We start from the raw sequence: 18,276 nt of genomic DNA, 5'->3' as shown, positions 1-18,276 counted from the left end.
CTTCTTTCTCCCAGTTTACTCTCCTGGTGCACTGTTAATTACTTTGCCAGTATTCCAAAGCATTGCTGCTTTCTCGGCAGCTTCCTGTCTGCCTTCTTCTGTCTTGAAGCCAACAGTACCTGTGTAGCTTCCGCAGTCAAGGCATGCCACATAGTATCCGTGATCCTCTGCCTCAATCAAACCTGCTCCTCCGCAGATTGGGCAATCATGTATGTCAATATTCTCAGTAAAATCGCTCATGTGTATCTCCTTAAAACCGTATTTCTAAATCATTATAATTTAATTACAGTAAAAAAGCTATCTTGTAAGCAACAAGCTCTGATATTTCTCAAGCGAGACATGTCGTCGAGCGGAGAAATCATCAGGCTTGTAGCTGTAACAAGATAGCTACATAGACTGCCTGTATATACAGATTTATTTAGCTGATGCTTTAAGTAGCTCAACAATTTCCTTTTCTGTAGTAAGAGCAAGAACCTTCTCTGCAAGAGCGTCAGCCTCAGCCTTTGACCACTTAGAAATAATTGAACGTGCTGTAAGCACAAGTACAGGGTTAACACTGTATTCCTTTAATCCGAATGAGATAAGGAGTGGAATCATAAGTGGATCTGCAGCGGCCTCGCCACACATACCAACAGTGATACCAGCAGCATTACCTGCCTCGATAATGTTCTTGATAGAACGAAGTACAGCTGGCTGGAATGCTGAGTAAAGATATGCAACTTCTGCATTTCCTCTATCAACACTCATTGTGTACTGTGTTAAGTCGTTTGTTCCAATTGAGAAGAAATCAGCTTCCTTTGCAAGGATATCAGCGATAAGTGAAGCAGCTGCTGTCTCTACCATGCAACCAACCTCGATGTTCTCATCGAACTTAACGCCTTCTGCTCTAAGCTCATTCTTGCACTCCTCAACGAGAGCCTTAACGGCGCGAACCTCGTCTACACAAGTAACAAGTGGAACCATGATCTTAACATTTCCGAATGCACTAGCTCTGAGGATACCTCTAAGCTGAATCTTGTACATATCAGAATTTGCTAAGCAATATCTAACTGCTCTATATCCGAGGAATGGGTTTTCCTCTTTTTCAAGTCCGAGATATGGAATATCCTTGTCACCACCGATATCAAGTGTACGGATGATAACTGTGCGACCACCCATGATTTCTACAGCTTCTTTGTAAGCCTCGAACTGCTCTTCCTCTGTAGGAAGATGTGGTCTATCCATAAATAAGAACTCTGAACGGAAAAGACCGATGCCCTCGCCGTCGCATTCAACAGCTTTTCTAGCATCCTTTGGAGTACCGATGTTACAGAATAATTCAAGCTCTGTTCCATCAGCTGTAACTGTCTTCTGTCCAATGAACTTCTTAAGCTCTGCCTGAGCCTTAACGAACTCTTCACGCTTAATTACGTACTGAGAAATAACTTCTCCGTCTGGGTTGATGTAAACATCACCCTCAGTACCGTCTACGATTGCTGTATCCTTGTCCTTAACGATTTCTGTGATGTTAGGAACTGAAAGTACAGCTGGGATCTCAAGTGCTCTAGCAAGAATTGCAGAGTGAGATGTCTTACCACCAACTTCTGTAATGATACCTACAACGTTCTCCTTAACAATCTGAGAACACATAGAAGGTGTAAGATCATGAGCAACAAGTACTGTACCTGGTGCTACCTTACTAATATCAACATCCTCAATGCCAAGTAAAAGCTTAAGTAAGCTGATCTTGATATCAGAAATATCTGATGCACGCTGACGCATCATATCATCTTCCATCTTTGAGAACATGCCAATGAACATATCGCAAACAGCTGTAACTGCAGCTTCTGCGCACTGACCAGCTTCGATCATCTTTGTCATCTCGCCAGCCATTGTAGGATCAGCGATCATAGCAAGGTGACCTTCCATGATTTCTGCTTCCTTAGGACCGATGTTCTTTCTGATGTTTTCAGCCATAGCTGATGTCTCTGTCTTGAATGCTTCGATTGCGTTATTGAATCTAGCCTTCTCTGCCTCAGTATCATCGATGTGCTTAGATTCAAAGCTTAAATCGTGCTCAACAATAAGACAAATGCTTCCGATACCAATACCTCTAGACGCTTCAATGCCTTTGTACATAAGTATCCTCCTGTATTAGTCTCCGAGACCGCTCTCTACTAACTCTACTGCCTTTGCAAGTGCAGCTTCCTCATCAGAACCATCACACTGGATCTCGATTTCAGCACCACACTTAATGCAAGCTGCCATAAGCATCATAACGCTCTTTCCGTCGTATGCGTTGCCGTTGAATAAAATCTTAACATCTGAATCGAATGGTGTAACAGCTGCGCTGAATACTGTAGCTGGGCGCATGTGCATACCCTGTTCGTTAGTTACCTTTACCTTCTGTGAAACCATAAATAAAACTCCTTTCGTTTCGCAAAATACAATTATCTATTTTATGTGTCTATACTTTATAGAATAAACGGGAAGTCTATAAAGTACAAAAACATAAAATCCATTCCAGGGGAGCATAGTCCCCCAGAATGGTTTTTTATCGTTCAATATATTAACAGATTCTGAACTATTCTTCTACATTTTTTTTCAATAAGCCAAGAAGTACACAGCTTACAACTGAACCAACTGCAAGAGCTACAAGGTAAAGTGCCCAGTGGCCAACTACAGGGAATACGAAGATTCCACCGTGTGGAGCCATAAGTGTACATCTAAATACCATTGAAAGTGCACCAGCTACACCAGAACCAACCATAAGAGATGGGATTACGTGAAGTGGATCTGCTGCTGCATAAGGGATAGCACCCTCTGTGATGAAGCAGAAGCCCATGATGAAGTTAACTGGGCCAGCCTTTCTCTCAGCAACTGTAAACTTCTTAGGGAAGATAAGTGTTGCAAGAGCGATTGCGATTGGAGGAACCATACCACCAACCATAACTGCTGCCATGATCATCCAGCCTACTTCGTTCTGCTCTGCAAGAGCTGCTGTACCGAATACATATGCTGCCTTGTTAAGTGGGCCACCCATATCTGTTGCCATCATTGCACCAAGGATAATTCCAAGTGGTACAAGTGATGTTGTTCCCATGCTTGAAAGAACACCAGAAATCCAAGCGTTAAGTGCACCAACGATTGGGTTAACAGCGCACATGATAACACCGATTACTGTAATACCGCAAAGTGGGTAAATAAGAACTGGCTTGATACCTTCAAGAGACTGTGGAAGCTTGTCGCAAAGCTTTTCGAGCCACTTCATGAAGTAACCAGCTGCAAAACCTGCTACTAAAGCGCCAAGGAATGCTGATGGAATGTTTCCACCTGGAGCTGCAAATGTAGCACCAGAAGCTGCAAGAGCACCACCAACGAAACCAACTGCAAGACCTGGTCTGTCTGCGATTGACTGAGCGATGAAACCAGCAAGAATTGGAAGCATGAATCCAAATGCTGCACCACCAACTGTCTTGAACCAAGCTGCTACTGGAGTGTTCATACCAAAGTTGCTTGGATCAATTGAATAATCATCAAGTAAGAATGCGATAGCGATAAGGATACCACCACCGATAACGAATGGAAGCATGTGTGATACACCATTCATAAGGTGCTTGTAAAGCTGACGTCCGATAGACTCGTTGCTGTCGTCAGACTTCTTTGAAACTGCGCCTGTGTGATGATATACAGAAGCTGTCTCAGCCTTGTCGAAAAGCTTCTCTGGTGTGTGGATAGCATCCTTTGTAGATGCAAGTACAACCTTCTTACCATCGAATACGCTCATATCTACGTTCTTATCTGCAGCGATAATAACTGCATCTGCTTCTTCGATTTCCTTAGCTGTAAGAGGATCCTTAGCTCCGCCAGAACCATCTTTTTCTACTCTAAATGCAATACCAAGCTCTTTAGCCTTCTGCTCAAGAGACTCAGCTGCCATAAATGTATGTGCAATACCTGTTGGGCATGCTGTAACTGCAACGATCTTCTTTGTGCCTGAAGCAGCCTTTGAAAGATCTGTCTTGTTTGCGTTTGCTGCGTCCTTCTCAGCTTCCTTTGCATCGATGTGTGCAAGGAACTCGTCAACTGACTTTGACTCAACAAGAGTCTTGCAGAATGCAGGGTCCATAAGCATCTGCATAAGCTTTGAAAGAACCTCAAGATGTGTATCAGCGCCACCCTCTGGAGCTGCAATCATGAATAATAAATTACTTGGCTTACCATCAAGAGCCTTGTAATCAACACCTGCTGGACATGTGATTGCAACAAGACCAGCCTTCTTAACTGCTGCTGACTTTCCGTGTGGTACTGCAATACCATTTCCAATAGCTGTTGTGCCCTTTGCCTCACGTGCAAGGATTGCCTCTTTAAATCCTGCTACATCGTTTAAGTTGCCTACTTCGTTATGAAGAGCAATAAGCTTGTCGATTGCTTCGTCCTGAGAAGCTATCGCCTCTTGAAGCTTGATCCCTCTAGGATCGATAAACTCTGAAATTTTCATATTCCCTCCTACATGTGTTTAAAAATTAATATATATTAACTGCCTTCTCCGAGTAAGCAGCTAATTACAATGTTTTATAAAGTGCATCAATATCTGCAGCCTGTGCAAGACCGTCAGAAAATGCCGTTGCAGAACCTGCAGCTGTTCCCATCTTTAACGCTACATCGTAGTCCTTTGTCTTCATGTATCCTGCAACGAAACCAGCAACCATTGAATCGCCAGCTCCTACTGAGTTGCGAACCTTTCCCTTAGGTACGCCGATGCGATATCTGTTTCCATTTTCATCAACAAGCATTGCGCCGTCCCCAGCCATTGAGATAAGAACGTTTCTTGCGCCCATTTCCTGAAGCTTTAATGCTCCCTCGTAAATCTCGTCGTCTGTCTTAAGCTCTTTGCCTACGATTTCGCCAAGCTCAAAGTTGTTTGGCTTGATTAAGAATGGATGATACTTTAATACGTTTGTAAGAAGATCCTTTGTAGCATCAACTACAAACTCGATTCCCTTGCCGTCTAAAGCAGAAAGAATTCTTTCATATACATCATCTGGTAAAGAATTTGGAATTGATCCAGCGAGAATAAGTACGTCGCCCTCTACCAGCTTTGAAAGCTTATTGAAAAGTTCCATCTGTGCTGCTTCGTCAATCTTTGGTCCCTGAGCGTTAATCTCTGTTTCCTCTGTTGCCTTAAGCTTTACATTGATTCGTGAAATGCCTTCTTTTAATTCGATGAAGTCTGTGTCAATTCCTGCAGCCTTAACACCTGCGTCAATTGCATGACCTGTGAAGCCTGCGATAAATCCTAGTGCTGTACTCTTTAATCCAAGCTCTGAGAGAACCATTGATACGTTGATTCCCTTACCTCCGAAATAATATTCCTCACTTGAAGAACGGTTTGTCATGCCTGGAAGTAAATCTCCATCCATACGCACAACATAATCCAATGCTGGATTGAATGTAACAGTATAAATCATTACGTTTCCTCCTAGTTTATTCTGCACATACTTTTACTACTGTGTGATTAATATAATCTCTAGCCTGTAGCTTATCTGTGATGATGCAGCAATCACCAATCTGCGCAAATGTGACCGAATTAATCTGATCAAATTTGGTGTGGTCCGCCAAAACGTATGACATATAAGCATGTCTGATTGCTTCTGTCTTTATCATGGCCTCGTCCACATCTGGTGTGGTAAACCCCGCATGAATTGAAATGCCATTGGTTCCCATGAAGGCTTTAGTAAAATGATATTTTCGAATAAACTCAACACAATCTGGACCAACTACTGCCTCTGTTGGGGCTTTGAGCCTGCCGCCAATCATGATGGCTTCAAGCCCTTTGTCCATAAGCTTCTTTGCATGTACTACACCATTTGTAATGTACTTAGCCTTGCGATTATCAATGTAATCAATCATGGTAAGTGTTGTAGTTCCCGCATCGATGTACACAAAATCATTGTCCTGTATAAGCCCTGCTGCATATTTGCTGATGCAATCTTTTTCAGCTACATTTTTGCTAGCCTTTGCCTTTACTGCATCTTCTTTGGTGTTTACATCCAAAGTAGAGATTGCAGTAGCACCTCCAAATACCTTCACCAGTTGCTTAGAACGATTGAGTGCATTGATGTCTCTTCGAATGGTAGCTGCTGATGTATCAAGCAACTCCACCAACTCATTTACTGAAACCGCCTTTTTTTCATTGACTATTTCAATTATTTTTGCCCTTCGTTCTTCTGTTAGCATTTTCCACCCCTTGAACAAATTCGATTGAATTTGATTGTTCTAAGGAAAATATAACACCATATTTCGGGCTTTGCAATCATAAACGCTCACAAATAATCATACCTGGTCAAATTCTGTCACTTTTACTATTTCAATGTGGTATATTTTGTAACAATTTGATAAATGAAAAAGGAAGGCACAGTAGTAGTGCCTTCCAAATCTTTATCCTTTCTTCGACATCTTATCTTCATACATACGTTTATCTGATAATTCATACATACGATCCTTGTCCTCTGTCTCTTTATAAGTTGATACTCCAACTGATACTCTTACTTTTATATCCTCCTTACCTATTCTCTTTATCTTTGCAATTTTGTAATTAAAGTCCTGAACTATACTATCCAACTCTGTTTTGCTAGCATACTGATGCAAAAGGGCAAACTCATCCCCTCCAATTCTAAATGCAACACTATTATTGTTAGTTACTTCTTTTAATCTTTTGCTTACAGCTTTGAGAACCAAATCTCCAAACATATGACCATAATGATCATTTACCTGCTTAAACTTATCAATATCAAATACCATCATCGCAAAATCGGTTTTATCTGTATTATATTGATTTATGTATTTCTCCACGATTTCATCAAAAGCGCGTCGATTTAACATACCTGTTAATTCGTCTGTATTTGATAATGCCTCTAGATTTGCCTTTACCTTTTCATCATCGGTTATATCCACAAAATATCCCAATAATCCAACAATTTTGCCATCAATAACAAATGGCTGCTTGCTTGCTGATATGCGCCTGAGCTCGCCTTTTACAATACACTCGCCTGGAACATTTCTAATTACCTTTCCTTCTTTTATGACCGCCAGTTCATCCTGCTTAAATGGTTCGGGATTAATATGCCATCCCATATCCTCATCGTTTTTTCCCCTTATGCTATCGACCGTTTCCAAACCATAATAATCCAGGAACATCTGATTTGCCCCTAAAAATCTACGATCTCGATCCTTCCAAAAAACACCAACCGGCACAAGTCTTAGGATATTTTCAAAGGCATAATCATTATCGTTTATTTTGTTAATTAAACTGTTATCATATGACATGAATTCACTCATATGATTAGACATGCCTTGCGTAGCCTCAGCAACACAACTCATCAACGCTTCTCTTCCGAATATAGAAATAATCCTTGTAGTGACAGACTTCCATACGTACTCACCATTAGCGTCAGATATTCTAAGTAAATCGAACTTAACTCCTCCTGGTTCATACATGTGATTCTCCTTGGCATGCTCCAAATCCATCAGCTTATAGAATAATTCCCTGTCGTCTTCATGTATCTTGTTTTTACATAAGCTTTCTATCATTTCTTTTGCTTTTAAATTTTTATCCCGCACATGTACACTGCCATTTGAAAGGTATATATTTTCATAATAAACTCCATCTAATCCAAAGACGTCAATACATTCGTAAAATGAGAATATATAACTACTTACAATTTTGACCTTGCTTTCATAGCTTTCATTTAAATAGTTTGATAATAATCTGATTGAAACCAGATACGCATCCGTCTGTGTTTCTTCATCATATGCAATATGACGAGCTCTCATATTCACAATATGCCCATTTTCTACAAATTCGATACTTTCTGCTTCTCCCGATTTCTTAGCTAAAAGGCACATATTCCAAAAATCATTTTTTTGAATCCAAGGCCATTTTTCATCTCCATTTATCATCGCCTCGGCAATTTCCATATTTTCATTACCATAGATTTTTATTGCCTTTTCATACCCTTCATTGAAATAGGCAAATCTCCACTTATTTTTGCGTACAAGGCCCATTGCTAAAGGAAGATCATTTTCTGTAACAGTATCCTGCTTTCCTTCCAACGGATTTTGTCTAAGCAGATCTGTTTCCCCAACTAAATCCAAAAATGCTCTATAATTCAGGTTTTCAAACTTATATCCCGCTTTCTCCACTTCCCGCATACTTTCATCAAGAGGCAGTGGTCGTCCGATATAATATCCCTGTAGCAGTTCGCAGCCTAACAGCTTCAAAAAATCGTACTGTTCCTTTGTTTCCACACCTTCCGCAAGAGTATGAATACCCATATTTTTCAGCATAGATACAGTATGCTTTAATACAATCTTTCCATTGTCTGATGTATCAAAATCCTGCAAAAATTCCATATCTATTTTGGCTAGGTCAAACTGAAATGCTCTCAGCAAATTAAGGGAAGAATAACCACTACCAAAGTCATCCATCCACACTTTGTAGCCATTTTCTCTTAATTTGGATATTTCTTCCTGAATAAATCTAGGATTGTCCATCATAACGCTTTCAGTTACTTCTAGTCTGATAATGCTTTTATCTGTATCATATTTTTCTATCAGACTACCAACATAAGAGATTAAATCTATTGTTTCAAAATCAATTCGCGATAAATTCACAGATACTGGGACAGCAGCTTTTAGTCCAGCTCTTTTCATTTCAGAAAATTTCGCTATAACTTTTTCGATTACATAGCAATCAACCTTATGAATCAATCTGTATTCTTCCAATACAGATATGAACTCATCCGGATAAAATACTCCTCTTTTAGGATCAATCCAACGAACTAATGCTTCCCATCCACAAATATAACCTGTAAGGCTTCGTATAATTGGCTGATAATATACCTTTATATATCCTTTTTCTAAAGCTTCGTCTACAGTATCTATAATTAATTGTTTTCGTTGTATTGTTCCAGCTAGTTCTTCGTCGTAAAACTTATAGTCGATATCATATTTTTTCTTGATGCTGACACAAGCCATCCTTGCTCTATCAACGCATCTCGTAACATCAATTTTATCATTGTCTAATATGTAAACACCGGCCTTCAGCTCCACATTTATATTTCTTTGTAGCGCTTTTACTCGCTTTCTCGCTTCAACTATTGCAGGCACTATCCGAATACTATTAGTACACACTACAAAATGGTCCCCAGAAAACCTGGCAACAAGCTGGTTTTTAAATATTTCTTCTAATATTTTTCCTATTTCTACTAATAATTCGTCTCCCTTTTCATACCCGTAGTTAATGTTGTAGAGCTTAAAGTTTTCCATGTCAAAAAAGACAAACCCATACTCAACCTGTTTGTCTTGCGTGTCAATAAGCTCCTGGCCCCACTCTATAAAAGCGTGTTTATCCAGAAGGCCTGTTAAATCGTCTCGATTTTCCTTTAAAAACTCCTTTTTTCCCATTACATGAATCCTTCATTATAATCTGATAATACATTCTATCATTCATTTGTGAATAAATTTTATACATTCCATGTATTGTATAATAAGGGCCACCTTTCCTGATAAAATCAAGAAAGATGGCCCTCATTATGGCTAACAAGTTTATTTATGCAATTTTCTTTCCATCTGCCTTAGCAGCTGCTCCCTGAGCAATTGGAATAAAAATCATAGCAATGATGTAGCATAGTACATACATAGGAATGAAAGTTCCAAAGAATGCAAACAAGAATGCTGGAGCAGGTGCTCCTGCAAATAGTTGTACATTCACAAAGTTCATTGCAAGTCCAATGATTACAACAAATATAAATACAACTGGAACATTTCCTAAGAATCTTCCCGGAGTGCTCTCAGGATTAATTTTAAACAATCCTGGGAACTTCATTGCAATAAGTGGAATTGGGAATATCGCATTTACGATACACGCCAAAATAAATCCTAGCAGTATATTAATTGGAAGTGCCGGAGTAGCTAAATTTGCAGCATTTCCTGAAAAAATCATTCCACCAATTGACATTGCTGTTGCAAGAGGAATATTCATTACTAAATTAAATACAACAAAAAATTTTAAACTTGGTTTTCCCATTATTTTATTCTCCTTTACATATGACAAACAGGCTTTAAAGCCCTTGTTCTACCTCAAGGAAAATGAACAATTGGCTATTAGCAACCAATTGCCCATAGCCCCCAATTTTTAATTAAACTGCCTTCGATGGTGAAGGTGTAGGTGCAACTACATTTGTGTAGTGCTCCTTACGAGCCTTAAACTCTGGATCCTTGAAGAGGTTCATAAGACGTCCCTCGTTCTGGAAAATATCATCACCGTGAAGCTTCTTACCAGAAATTGTGTCATGAGCCTTGTGCTCATCTTCTGGAGCAAACTTGAACTTGAATGCACCGTCTACAACCTCAAGTGTTCCCTCAAGACCGCAAAGCTCGCATACACAATGAGTTGTGCCTGGGAAGATGTAGAAGTTGTTACCATTGCAGTGAGGACATGCACCTGGCTCGCCCATCCACTTAGCATTGTCAACATCCTTTGCAGCTTCAACAAGATTACGTCCGATCTGTCTCATACGCTCAACCTTCTCATCCTGCATGATTACATCCTTTGACCATGAGAAGAACTCATTATTTACTACAGTCCAAGCTGGGCTCATTGCAAGCATAGCGTGATCTGTCTCAACACGACATGCCCAGTCAGATCCACCGATACCTACAAAAGAAATTGCCTTCTTCTTTAAGTACTTAGGATCAAGACCTTCCTTACCCTGCTCCTTGAGCTTTCCATCAAGCATGTACATCATTCCGATGTCATGTCCAGGGCCCATACGGTCACATAATACGTGGAATAATCCAGATCCACCTGACTCATAAATAGGGTCAACTACAAGAACGCCATCTGCCTCAGCCATCTTATCGAAAAGCTTTGCAAAATCGTCCTTCTGAGAACAAACCATGCCCTTACCCATTACTAAACTTCTAGAGCAAGCAACACAGCCTGTACAGTACTTGATGTCCCAATCAAATACGTGGATAAACTCGATTTCTGCCCCCATTTCTTTTGCTGCTTCAAGAGCAACACGGCACATTGTATCGTTGTTGCCGTTTCTTGTTCCGCATGAAAGTCCTAAAATTTTCATACCATAAACCTCCTAAATTGTTATTAGTTCCTTTTTATAAAATTGCTCCGCTGAACATTTTTATCTAGTTATTTGCCATACGCTAATTTAGTTACTGGCTTCTCTATAACAAGACTTGTGATAAGGCCTACAATATGAAGAATAGGATAGGTAGAAAACCAAGTTGCTATAAGCAAATCCCCAACTCCAACATTAATAATGGCCATACAGAAGCTTACTATGGTCACGTATATTGCATTTACAATGAAATTCCTTGCCAGCATTTCAAGGAAGGTACCAGGTTTCTGATTGCATATCTTTTCTGCAAACCAGCTTCCAATTAACCCCATCGGAAGAATAATTGCTGCAACTGTGTTGATAGTAAAAGCACAGCAGCATCCTCTCACCCAGCCGGCCAATGAATCTCCACCTGCTAGTATGGTTGCTGTAGTATTGATAGAAAGCGCCATACATACATTGATGATTACATTCCATCTGAAAAAGCGAATTATATCATCCATTTCTATTTTCCTTTCGCAGGTCGTTTAATTAATAAAGTACAGATTGTAGCAAGTACAATTGCGCCAATCATAATCATGAAAATGCTAAGATATGTGCCTTGCATGTCGTAAATCATACCTGCAAGAGTCCCTCCGAATGATGCCAATAGCAAATTCAAATTGATAATTGAAAAGTTAACAGGATAATTCTTAACACCGTAAAAATCCATTATGTATGCAGAGTTTGTTGGTGTTACACCTCCGTAAGAGAGGCCAAAGAATATAAATCCAATTACAACAAGTGGTAGACTAACTGAGTTGATTGCTACGATATTGATAAGTACTGAAACTAAGAAAAGTCCACAATTTAAAAGCATTGTTTTCTTCTGTCCAAGCTTGTCGTACAAACCACCGAATATTACTCGTCCAATTCCGTTGAACACAGAAATAAGTCCTACGATTGTTGCGATAGAGCCTGCTGCAAGTGCAGGTGCTGTCTCTGTAACAATTCCACTTGCCTGTGCGATAAGTGCCAATGCTGCTGCACTAAGCAATATCGCATATACGAAGTAAAGCCAGAAGCTTACCTTCGACACCATTTCTATTGTGGTGAAATCCTCTGAAGTGTTCTTCTCAGATTTTTTATCTTCTACTGCATATACTTTCTGCTCTTCAGCAGTAGGCTTTCTAACGATAAATGCGCCGATAAAAATTACCGCAAATACGATAATTCCAAGTGCCTTGAATTCTGTTCTCCAGCCATAAGTACCTAATAGCCCGGCATAAACTTTTCCTATAATGAATGCACCAATTCCAAATCCCATTAAAAGAATTCCAGAAATCAGTCCCTTCTTATCTGGGAACCATTTTGTAACACTTCCCATTACTGCGTTATAGGAACAGCCAGCTCCAAGACCGGCTAACACTCCGAAACCTAAATAAAGCATTCCAATAGAAGAAATCATGCTGACTAACTCAAAGCCAATCAAGAAAAGCACCGCAGATACAATGAAGATGTATCTCTCCTTAACCTTGTCTGCCACAAGTCCTGCAACAAGACCTCCTATACAAAAGAAGCTCATTGCCAGAGTGAAAGTAAGGGAAAGAGCTCCCTTACTCCAGGATGTAAACTCTGCAGCGATAGGGCTGGAAAGTACACTCCAAGCGTAGATTAGTCCTGCAAACAGAAGCACGATTACTCCTGCGATTGCATAAATCCATCTATTTGTTTTATTCATTTATAAACTCCAAATTTCCAATAAGATTATTCGTAGATTCTTGCCTTTTCCTGGCCTCTCATAACTCTAAGAGTACCTTCAGCAAGTGCCTTCATTTCGTTTTCACCAGGAATTACTTCAATTGGTCCAACGAAACCTACATGCTTTTTGATTGAGTCTACGAACATATCTGAATAAGCAAGACCGCCTGTAAGTACAATGTAGTCAACCTTTCCGTCAACTGATGGTGCAATACGAGCAATTGTCTTTGCTGTATTAAGTGCCATTGCTTCGAAAAGAAGAGCTGCCTCCTCATTTCCATCAACAACCATCTGCTCTACTTCACGCATATCTGCTGTTCCAAGATAAGAAGCAATTCCGCCCTTACGCTGAAGCTTCTTCATCATCTCTTCCTTTGTGTACTCGCCGCTGTAGCACAAATCTACAAGTGCGTATGTAGGAAGTCCGCCTGCTCTCTCTGGAGCAAATGTTCCAATTTCATCATTGAAGAAATCAATAATCTGTCCATTAGAATGAAGGTTTACTGTAATACCTCCACCAAGGTGAGCAACTATGATGTTTACCTTGTTATAATCAATCCCCTTATCTGCACAAAGCTTGAGGGCTGCTGCTCTAGTGTTCAAGTTGTGTCCCTTTGCAGGAACTCTAACACCCTTAAGTCCTGTAATTTTGTTTACCTCAGTCATCTCGTCAACTGTGATAGCATCGTAGATGTATGCCTTTACCCCTATTTCCTGGGCAAGGCTGTATGCAATACCAGCACCAAGATTTGAAGCATGCTGATCAACTGGATGATATCTTAATGTATCAACCATCTTCTCATTTACTTCATAGGCGCCAGTCTTTACTGGAGGAAGTGCTCCACCACGACCTACGATTGCTCCAAGAGAATCAAGCTTGTCGCCATGCTTTGCAAGGCATGCCATGATTAGTTCTTTTCTCATATCAAGCTGATCATAGATTGTTGGGTAGTTCTTTAAGTCATCCATCGAGTGAGCAATACTTTCAACCCATTGCTGTTCATCAGCCTGATAAACAGCAATTTTTGTTGAAGTAGAACCTGGATTGATGACAAGAATTTTTTCATTTGCCATGTTTTTCTCCTTATTTAACAGCTGCTGCAGAAACAACTATTGAAAGATATTTCTCCTCAGCCGATGAACCTCTTGAAACCATAACGATTGGGCACTTTGCACCTACGATAAATCCGGCCATCTTTGCACCGCAGCTTATTGCGTACATCTTTCCCATGATGTTTCCAGCATGGATGTTTGGAGCAACAAGTACATCTGGGTCGCCAGCGATTCTAGACTCAAGTCCCTTGAAATCAGCAAGATCTTTTCTCATAACGCAATCGTACTGGATAGGTCCTTCTACGATACAATTTGTAATCTCGCCTCTTTCATTCATTGCCTGGAGCTCTGCTGCATCAACAGACTCTGGCATCTTTGGATTAACCTTCTCAACACATGCAAGGACACCAACCTTTGGGCAGTCATATCCCATAGCAACAAGTGTGTCTACTGTGTTTTGGATAATCTCCTTCTTCTGCTGAAGGTCAGGATATGTAACCATACCGCCATCTACTGGAAGAATTAATTTGTGATATGAAGGAACTTCAAACATTGTGAAGTGAGACATAAGTCTTCCCTGTCCAAGTCCATATTCCTTATTAACAACTTCCTTAAGGATAATTTTTGTATCAACCTTACCCTTCATAAGGAAATCTGCCTTACCTGAGCTAACAAGCTTTACAGCTGTTTCGCAGGCCTTCTGTAAATCATCAGCAGGAACATCGATGATGTTCTCCTCAGGAATTTCTTCCTCAAGCTTTGCTAAGATTTCTGTAATGATTGCCTTCTCACCAACAAGAATTGGCTCAACAATGCCTTCGCGTCGAGCGTGAACAACAGCCTCAAGTGTGTGATCATCGTTTGCACATGCAACTGCCATAATCTTTCTTGAAGGGTTGCCCTTTACCTTTGCGATAAGCTCATCAAAATTATGAAATACCATATGCTTTACCTTTCAAATCAAATTAGTTTTTGCCGTTCTTAACCTTGAACTCACGACCGATTTCAAGACCTTTATCAAAAGCAGCCTTGTTGAGAGGTAAAAGCTTTGGCTTGCTTGAAAGCTTGTGCTCTACTGTGCCCCAAACGATTTCTGGAGCGATAACCTCTGTATAACCAACGTAAACACCAAGCATGATTACGTTAAGAACCTTTGCATTACCCATTTCAAGTGCAAGCTCTGTTACAGGTGCTTCTACGATTTCAACATCTGTTCTTTCAATCTTGTCCTTTACGATTGAGCTGTTGATGAAAAGGCGTCCGCCTGGCTTAAGTGTTCCGATGAACTTGTTTAATGAAGGACCGTTCATAACGATAAGGTCGTCCATTGTGTCACCAAGTGGTGCACCGATCATTTCATCTGAAATAACTACGTAGCAGTTTGCTGTACCACCACGCTGCTCTGCGCCGTATGAAGGGAAGAATGTTACATTCTTATCTGTTGAATCACATGTTGCAGAAGCAAGGAATTTTCCGAGGGTCATAACGCCCTGTCCGCCGAATCCGGCTACACATAAATTTGTTTCCATTATTTCTCCTCCATTCCCTTGTCTCTAATTACACCAAGTGGGTATTCCTTAAGCATGTTCTCCTCAAGGAAATCAAGTGCCTTAAGTGAATCAAGTCCCCAGTTTGTTGGGCAGCTTGTAACGATTTCAACAAGTGAGAATCCCTTGCCTTCCATCTGATACTGGAATGCCTTCTTGATAGCCTGCTTTGTCTTCATTACATTTGCTGGAGTGTTGCAGCTTGTACGTGCTAAATAATATGGTGCAGTAAGCTGGTTAAGTGTCTCGCAAACATGCATTGGATAACCATGCTCTTCAGCGATACGTCCCTTAGGCGCAGTTGATGCCTTCATTCCGAAAAGTGTAGTAGGAGCAAGCTGACCACCTGTCATACCATAAATTCCGTTGTTAACGAAGATAACTGTGAAGTTCTCGCCACGGTTTGCTGCAGACATTGTCTCTGCAAGACCGATTGAAGCAAGGTCACCATCACCCTGATATGTGTAGTAAATAGTATCTGGATTTGCTCTCTTCATACCTGTTGCAACAGCACATGCTCTACCGTGTGGAGCTGTAATGTTGTCGTATGCCATGTAGTCCATCTGAAGACCACAGCAACCAATACCAAGTACAGCTGCTGTCTTATCAACGATACCAAGCTCATCGATAACTTCACCGATTAACTTCATAACTGAAGAGTGCATACATCCTGGACAAAATCCTGAAACCTTGTCCTCCTGAATTGTTTTAGTTCTGCTATATAATAATTCTGCCATGTTAAGCCTCCTGTCCTGCTAATTTCATTACAGCCTCAAGCACGGCCTCTCTTGACATTACGTTACCACCAGAGCATAAGCACTTCTCAACTGGGCAACGACGTCTAACAACTGCTTCAACATCTGTTGCATACTGAGCTGGGATTGACATCTCAACATCAAGAATTGCCTTTACCTTTGAGTAATCTAACTTCTCAAAAGCTTCTGTTGGGAATGGATTAAGAGTGATAGGACGAATAAGTCCAACCTTGATTCCCTGCTTTCTGAGAATATCTACAGAAGACTTAGCAATACGTCCTGAAATACCATAAGCTGTAAGGATGATTTCAGCATCCTCTACCATGTATTCCTCAACCATTACGTCATTCTTCTTCCATGACTCATAAAGTGCTGCAGCTTCCTCGTTACACTTCTGCATAACAGTTGTCTGCCACTGACCTGGCTGGATCCAAGCACGATTTGCATAATCAAGCTCATGACCTATGCAAGCCCACTTCTTCTTTGACTCTCTGATTTCAGCAACCTTTTCCTCAGACATCATCTCTGGAAGCTCAACTGGCTCCATCATTGTTGCGATAACACCATCAGCAAGGATGTGAACTGGGTTTCTATCTCTATCAGCAAGCTCGAAAGCCTTAACTGTAAGGTCTACAGCTTCCTGTACTGTTGAAGGAGCAAGTACCATCATCTGGAAACCACCGTTACCAGCTGCCTTTGTAGCCTCAAAGTAATCCATCTGTGCTGGCTGGATTGAACCTACTCCAGGGCCCCCTCTTGCGAAGTTTGTATACACAATTGGAATACGTGCTGATGCACAATATGATATTCCCTCACTCTTAAGTGCGATTCCTGGTGAAGATGAAGATGTCATTGCTCTGACACCTGCTGATGCAGCACCGTAAACCATGTTGATTGATGCTACTTCAGACTCACCCTGTATAAATGTTCCACCAACTTCTGGAAGTCTTCTTGAGAAATACTCTGGGACTTCGTTCTGAGGTGTGATAGGATAACCTGCAAAAAAACGGCAACCGGCACGTACTGCTGCTTCAGCTACAGCCTCGCTGCCCTTCATAAATGTTCTAGCCATTTTTAATCCTCCTTATAAATCTCAATTGCCCCATCAGGACAAATGCGACCACATGTTAGACAACCTACACAGTCATCTGGTCGTGCAGCCACTACATATTCATAGCCTTTTGCATTTACTTCTGTTCCAACTTCTAGAACATTCTTTGGACAGAACTTCATGCAATAGCCACAGCTTTTGCAACGTTCGGCAACTACATTAACTCTAAACTTTGCCATTATTAGACCTCCTTTATCTAATATCTATATCCATAAACTTAGTCTCTTAACCATTCATAGGTTAGGAACAAGTGTATAGGCATAATCTTTTCTTTTTGGAGCTTGTTTTTTACGGATTCATAAAATCCTTCATGAATTACATTCATCTCTATTTCTCTGTATTCAGAAATGATTTCATTCATCTTGTTTGCACCTTCAACAACTTCATCAATAGTTGTTGTCAGGCCTGCATTTGGATTATCCACAAAGTGAATATCCTCTAAAGTTAAGTGGGAAACTGCGAGAATTTCCGAAAGAAATCGATCAATATGTTCAATGTCTTGGCAGAATGGTCTGTAGTAATTTAGTACATACATGACGCACATAGATTTTTTATCTACCCCAAGCATAAATCCTCCAATAGATCTGGCGCCGATATCATCTCCTCCTACATCCATAACAACAATGCTTTCCGGATCTGCTAAAAGCTCTCTGACTCCGCCTACAACTGTTGGTGCGTCAAAGAACTGTTCTTCATAGTGGATATTTACATCAGAGAGCTTCCCGCTGTTTAGCAAATCCCTGGATCTAAATAGAGGTTTTGTCATGTCCATATCAATCAGATGGACATGCTTATCAGTATTTTTAGCAAGGTATTCAGCAAGATTGAGAGCTATCTCACTCTTACCACAGCCTGCCTCGCCAATGAGAATGAAATTTGTTTTTTTCATTGCTAATGCATTTTTGATTAGTTGCATTTTCCTACCTCGCTAAAACCTATAAGTGAAT

18 protein-coding genes are annotated in these 18,276 nt (G+C 40.5%); all 18 read right to left on the bottom strand.

The features are described 5' to 3' along the window. Nucleotides 1-15: 15 nt before the first annotated feature. The 18 genes from E7274_RS05900 to E7274_RS05815 all read right to left on the bottom strand — a co-directional run bounded on the left by E7274_RS05900 (nucleotide 16) and on the right by E7274_RS05815 (nucleotide 18,245). The gene (locus E7274_RS05900; RefSeq protein ID WP_074791433.1) at nucleotides 16-240 is read right to left on the bottom strand and encodes a Lar family restriction alleviation protein; all 225 of its coding nucleotides are present in this window, start codon (nucleotides 238-240) and stop codon (nucleotides 16-18) included. 174 nt (nucleotides 241-414) lie between these two features. Beyond that, nucleotides 415-2,118: a phosphoenolpyruvate--protein phosphotransferase gene (gene ptsP / locus E7274_RS05895; protein WP_090394837.1), complete on the bottom strand. Its 1,704-nt coding sequence runs from the start codon at nucleotides 2,116-2,118 to the stop codon at nucleotides 415-417. A gap of 15 nt (nucleotides 2,119-2,133) precedes the next feature. Beyond that, entirely contained in the window at nucleotides 2,134-2,397 is a 264-nt protein-coding gene (locus E7274_RS05890; RefSeq protein WP_304174500.1) for an HPr family phosphocarrier protein, read from the bottom strand. A gap of 166 nt (nucleotides 2,398-2,563) precedes the next feature. Then, nucleotides 2,564-4,480, bottom strand: coding sequence for a PTS fructose transporter subunit IIABC (locus tag E7274_RS05885; protein ID WP_304174498.1), 1,917 nt, complete (start codon nucleotides 4,478-4,480; stop codon nucleotides 2,564-2,566). 64 nt (nucleotides 4,481-4,544) lie between these two features. Then, complete coding sequence (gene pfkB / locus E7274_RS05880; protein WP_033152758.1) at nucleotides 4,545-5,450, bottom strand: 1-phosphofructokinase; 906 nt, start codon at nucleotides 5,448-5,450, stop codon at nucleotides 4,545-4,547. 16 nt (nucleotides 5,451-5,466) lie between these two features. Continuing rightward, on the bottom strand, nucleotides 5,467-6,219 hold the full coding sequence (locus E7274_RS05875) for a DeoR/GlpR family DNA-binding transcription regulator (RefSeq protein WP_304174496.1): 753 nt from the start codon (nucleotides 6,217-6,219) through the stop codon (nucleotides 5,467-5,469). A gap of 201 nt (nucleotides 6,220-6,420) precedes the next feature. Continuing rightward, nucleotides 6,421-9,447, bottom strand: a complete 3,027-nt coding sequence (locus E7274_RS05870) for an EAL domain-containing protein (protein WP_304174494.1) — start codon at nucleotides 9,445-9,447, stop codon at nucleotides 6,421-6,423. A gap of 145 nt (nucleotides 9,448-9,592) precedes the next feature. Continuing rightward, nucleotides 9,593-10,069 carry a hypothetical protein gene (locus E7274_RS05865; protein WP_304174492.1) on the bottom strand — a complete coding sequence of 159 codons (477 nt, stop codon included), beginning with the start codon at nucleotides 10,067-10,069 and terminating at the stop codon, nucleotides 9,593-9,595. A gap of 112 nt (nucleotides 10,070-10,181) precedes the next feature. Further along, the gene (locus E7274_RS05860; protein WP_304174490.1) at nucleotides 10,182-11,126 is read right to left on the bottom strand and encodes a flavodoxin family protein; all 945 of its coding nucleotides are present in this window, start codon (nucleotides 11,124-11,126) and stop codon (nucleotides 10,182-10,184) included. 68 nt (nucleotides 11,127-11,194) lie between these two features. Next, complete coding sequence (locus E7274_RS05855; RefSeq protein ID WP_304174488.1) at nucleotides 11,195-11,626, bottom strand: hypothetical protein; 432 nt, start codon at nucleotides 11,624-11,626, stop codon at nucleotides 11,195-11,197. Between the two features lie 2 nt (nucleotides 11,627-11,628). Beyond that, nucleotides 11,629-12,843 (bottom strand): MFS transporter, encoded by a 1,215-nt coding sequence (locus E7274_RS05850; RefSeq protein WP_304174486.1) that lies wholly within the window; start codon nucleotides 12,841-12,843, stop codon nucleotides 11,629-11,631. 26 nt (nucleotides 12,844-12,869) lie between these two features. Continuing rightward, the gene (gene buk, locus E7274_RS05845; RefSeq protein ID WP_304174484.1) at nucleotides 12,870-13,937 is read right to left on the bottom strand and encodes a butyrate kinase; all 1,068 of its coding nucleotides are present in this window, start codon (nucleotides 13,935-13,937) and stop codon (nucleotides 12,870-12,872) included. Nucleotides 13,938-13,947: 10 nt separating this feature from the next. Further along, entirely contained in the window at nucleotides 13,948-14,859 is a 912-nt protein-coding gene (locus E7274_RS05840; RefSeq protein WP_304174482.1) for a phosphate acyltransferase, read from the bottom strand. 22 nt (nucleotides 14,860-14,881) lie between these two features. Then, nucleotides 14,882-15,445 (bottom strand): 2-oxoacid:acceptor oxidoreductase family protein, encoded by a 564-nt coding sequence (locus E7274_RS05835; protein WP_033152747.1) that lies wholly within the window; start codon nucleotides 15,443-15,445, stop codon nucleotides 14,882-14,884. Next, on the bottom strand, nucleotides 15,445-16,200 hold the full coding sequence (locus E7274_RS05830; RefSeq protein WP_033152745.1) for a thiamine pyrophosphate-dependent enzyme: 756 nt from the start codon (nucleotides 16,198-16,200) through the stop codon (nucleotides 15,445-15,447). The genes E7274_RS05835 and E7274_RS05830 overlap by 1 nt, the downstream gene beginning before the upstream one ends. Nucleotide 16,201: 1 nt before the next feature. Beyond that, complete coding sequence (vorB, locus tag E7274_RS05825; RefSeq protein ID WP_033152743.1) at nucleotides 16,202-17,290, bottom strand: 3-methyl-2-oxobutanoate dehydrogenase subunit VorB; 1,089 nt, start codon at nucleotides 17,288-17,290, stop codon at nucleotides 16,202-16,204. A gap of 2 nt (nucleotides 17,291-17,292) precedes the next feature. After that, complete coding sequence (locus E7274_RS05820; protein WP_033152741.1) at nucleotides 17,293-17,508, bottom strand: 4Fe-4S dicluster domain-containing protein; 216 nt, start codon at nucleotides 17,506-17,508, stop codon at nucleotides 17,293-17,295. 38 nt (nucleotides 17,509-17,546) lie between these two features. Then, nucleotides 17,547-18,245, bottom strand: a complete 699-nt coding sequence (locus E7274_RS05815) for a nucleotide-binding protein (protein WP_033152735.1) — start codon at nucleotides 18,243-18,245, stop codon at nucleotides 17,547-17,549. Nucleotides 18,246-18,276 lie beyond the last annotated feature (31 nt).

This window comes from Pseudobutyrivibrio ruminis (genome assembly GCF_015057245.1).
Taxonomy (GTDB): Bacteria; Bacillota; Clostridia; order Lachnospirales; family Lachnospiraceae; genus Pseudobutyrivibrio; species Pseudobutyrivibrio ruminis_E.
The sequence above is the reverse complement of the archived record's forward strand: the minus strand, read 5'-3'. Positions and strand labels throughout refer to the sequence as shown.

Coding starts and splice junctions, on each gene's coding strand:
- E7274_RS05900 (WP_074791433.1), bottom strand. CDS start 240: ATGAGCGATTTTACTGAGAATATTGACATACATGATTGCCCAATCTGC.
- ptsP (WP_090394837.1), bottom strand. CDS start 2,118: ATGTACAAAGGCATTGAAGCGTCTAGAGGTATTGGTATCGGAAGCATT.
- E7274_RS05890 (WP_304174500.1), bottom strand. CDS start 2,397: ATGGTTTCACAGAAGGTAAAGGTAACTAACGAACAGGGTATGCACATG.
- E7274_RS05885 (WP_304174498.1), bottom strand. CDS start 4,480: ATGAAAATTTCAGAGTTTATCGATCCTAGAGGGATCAAGCTTCAAGAG.
- pfkB (WP_033152758.1), bottom strand. CDS start 5,450: ATGATTTATACTGTTACATTCAATCCAGCATTGGATTATGTTGTGCGT.
- E7274_RS05875 (WP_304174496.1), bottom strand. CDS start 6,219: ATGCTAACAGAAGAACGAAGGGCAAAAATAATTGAAATAGTCAATGAA.
- E7274_RS05870 (WP_304174494.1), bottom strand. CDS start 9,447: ATGGGAAAAAAGGAGTTTTTAAAGGAAAATCGAGACGATTTAACAGGC.
- E7274_RS05865 (WP_304174492.1), bottom strand. CDS start 10,069: ATGGGAAAACCAAGTTTAAAATTTTTTGTTGTATTTAATTTAGTAATG.
- E7274_RS05860 (WP_304174490.1), bottom strand. CDS start 11,126: ATGAAAATTTTAGGACTTTCATGCGGAACAAGAAACGGCAACAACGAT.
- E7274_RS05855 (WP_304174488.1), bottom strand. CDS start 11,626: ATGGATGATATAATTCGCTTTTTCAGATGGAATGTAATCATCAATGTA.
- E7274_RS05850 (WP_304174486.1), bottom strand. CDS start 12,843: ATGAATAAAACAAATAGATGGATTTATGCAATCGCAGGAGTAATCGTG.
- buk (WP_304174484.1), bottom strand. CDS start 13,937: ATGGCAAATGAAAAAATTCTTGTCATCAATCCAGGTTCTACTTCAACA.
- E7274_RS05840 (WP_304174482.1), bottom strand. CDS start 14,859: ATGGTATTTCATAATTTTGATGAGCTTATCGCAAAGGTAAAGGGCAAC.
- E7274_RS05835 (WP_033152747.1), bottom strand. CDS start 15,445: ATGGAAACAAATTTATGTGTAGCCGGATTCGGCGGACAGGGCGTTATG.
- E7274_RS05830 (WP_033152745.1), bottom strand. CDS start 16,200: ATGGCAGAATTATTATATAGCAGAACTAAAACAATTCAGGAGGACAAG.
- vorB (WP_033152743.1), bottom strand. CDS start 17,290: ATGGCTAGAACATTTATGAAGGGCAGCGAGGCTGTAGCTGAAGCAGCA.
- E7274_RS05820 (WP_033152741.1), bottom strand. CDS start 17,508: ATGGCAAAGTTTAGAGTTAATGTAGTTGCCGAACGTTGCAAAAGCTGT.
- E7274_RS05815 (WP_033152735.1), bottom strand. CDS start 18,245: ATGCAACTAATCAAAAATGCATTAGCAATGAAAAAAACAAATTTCATT.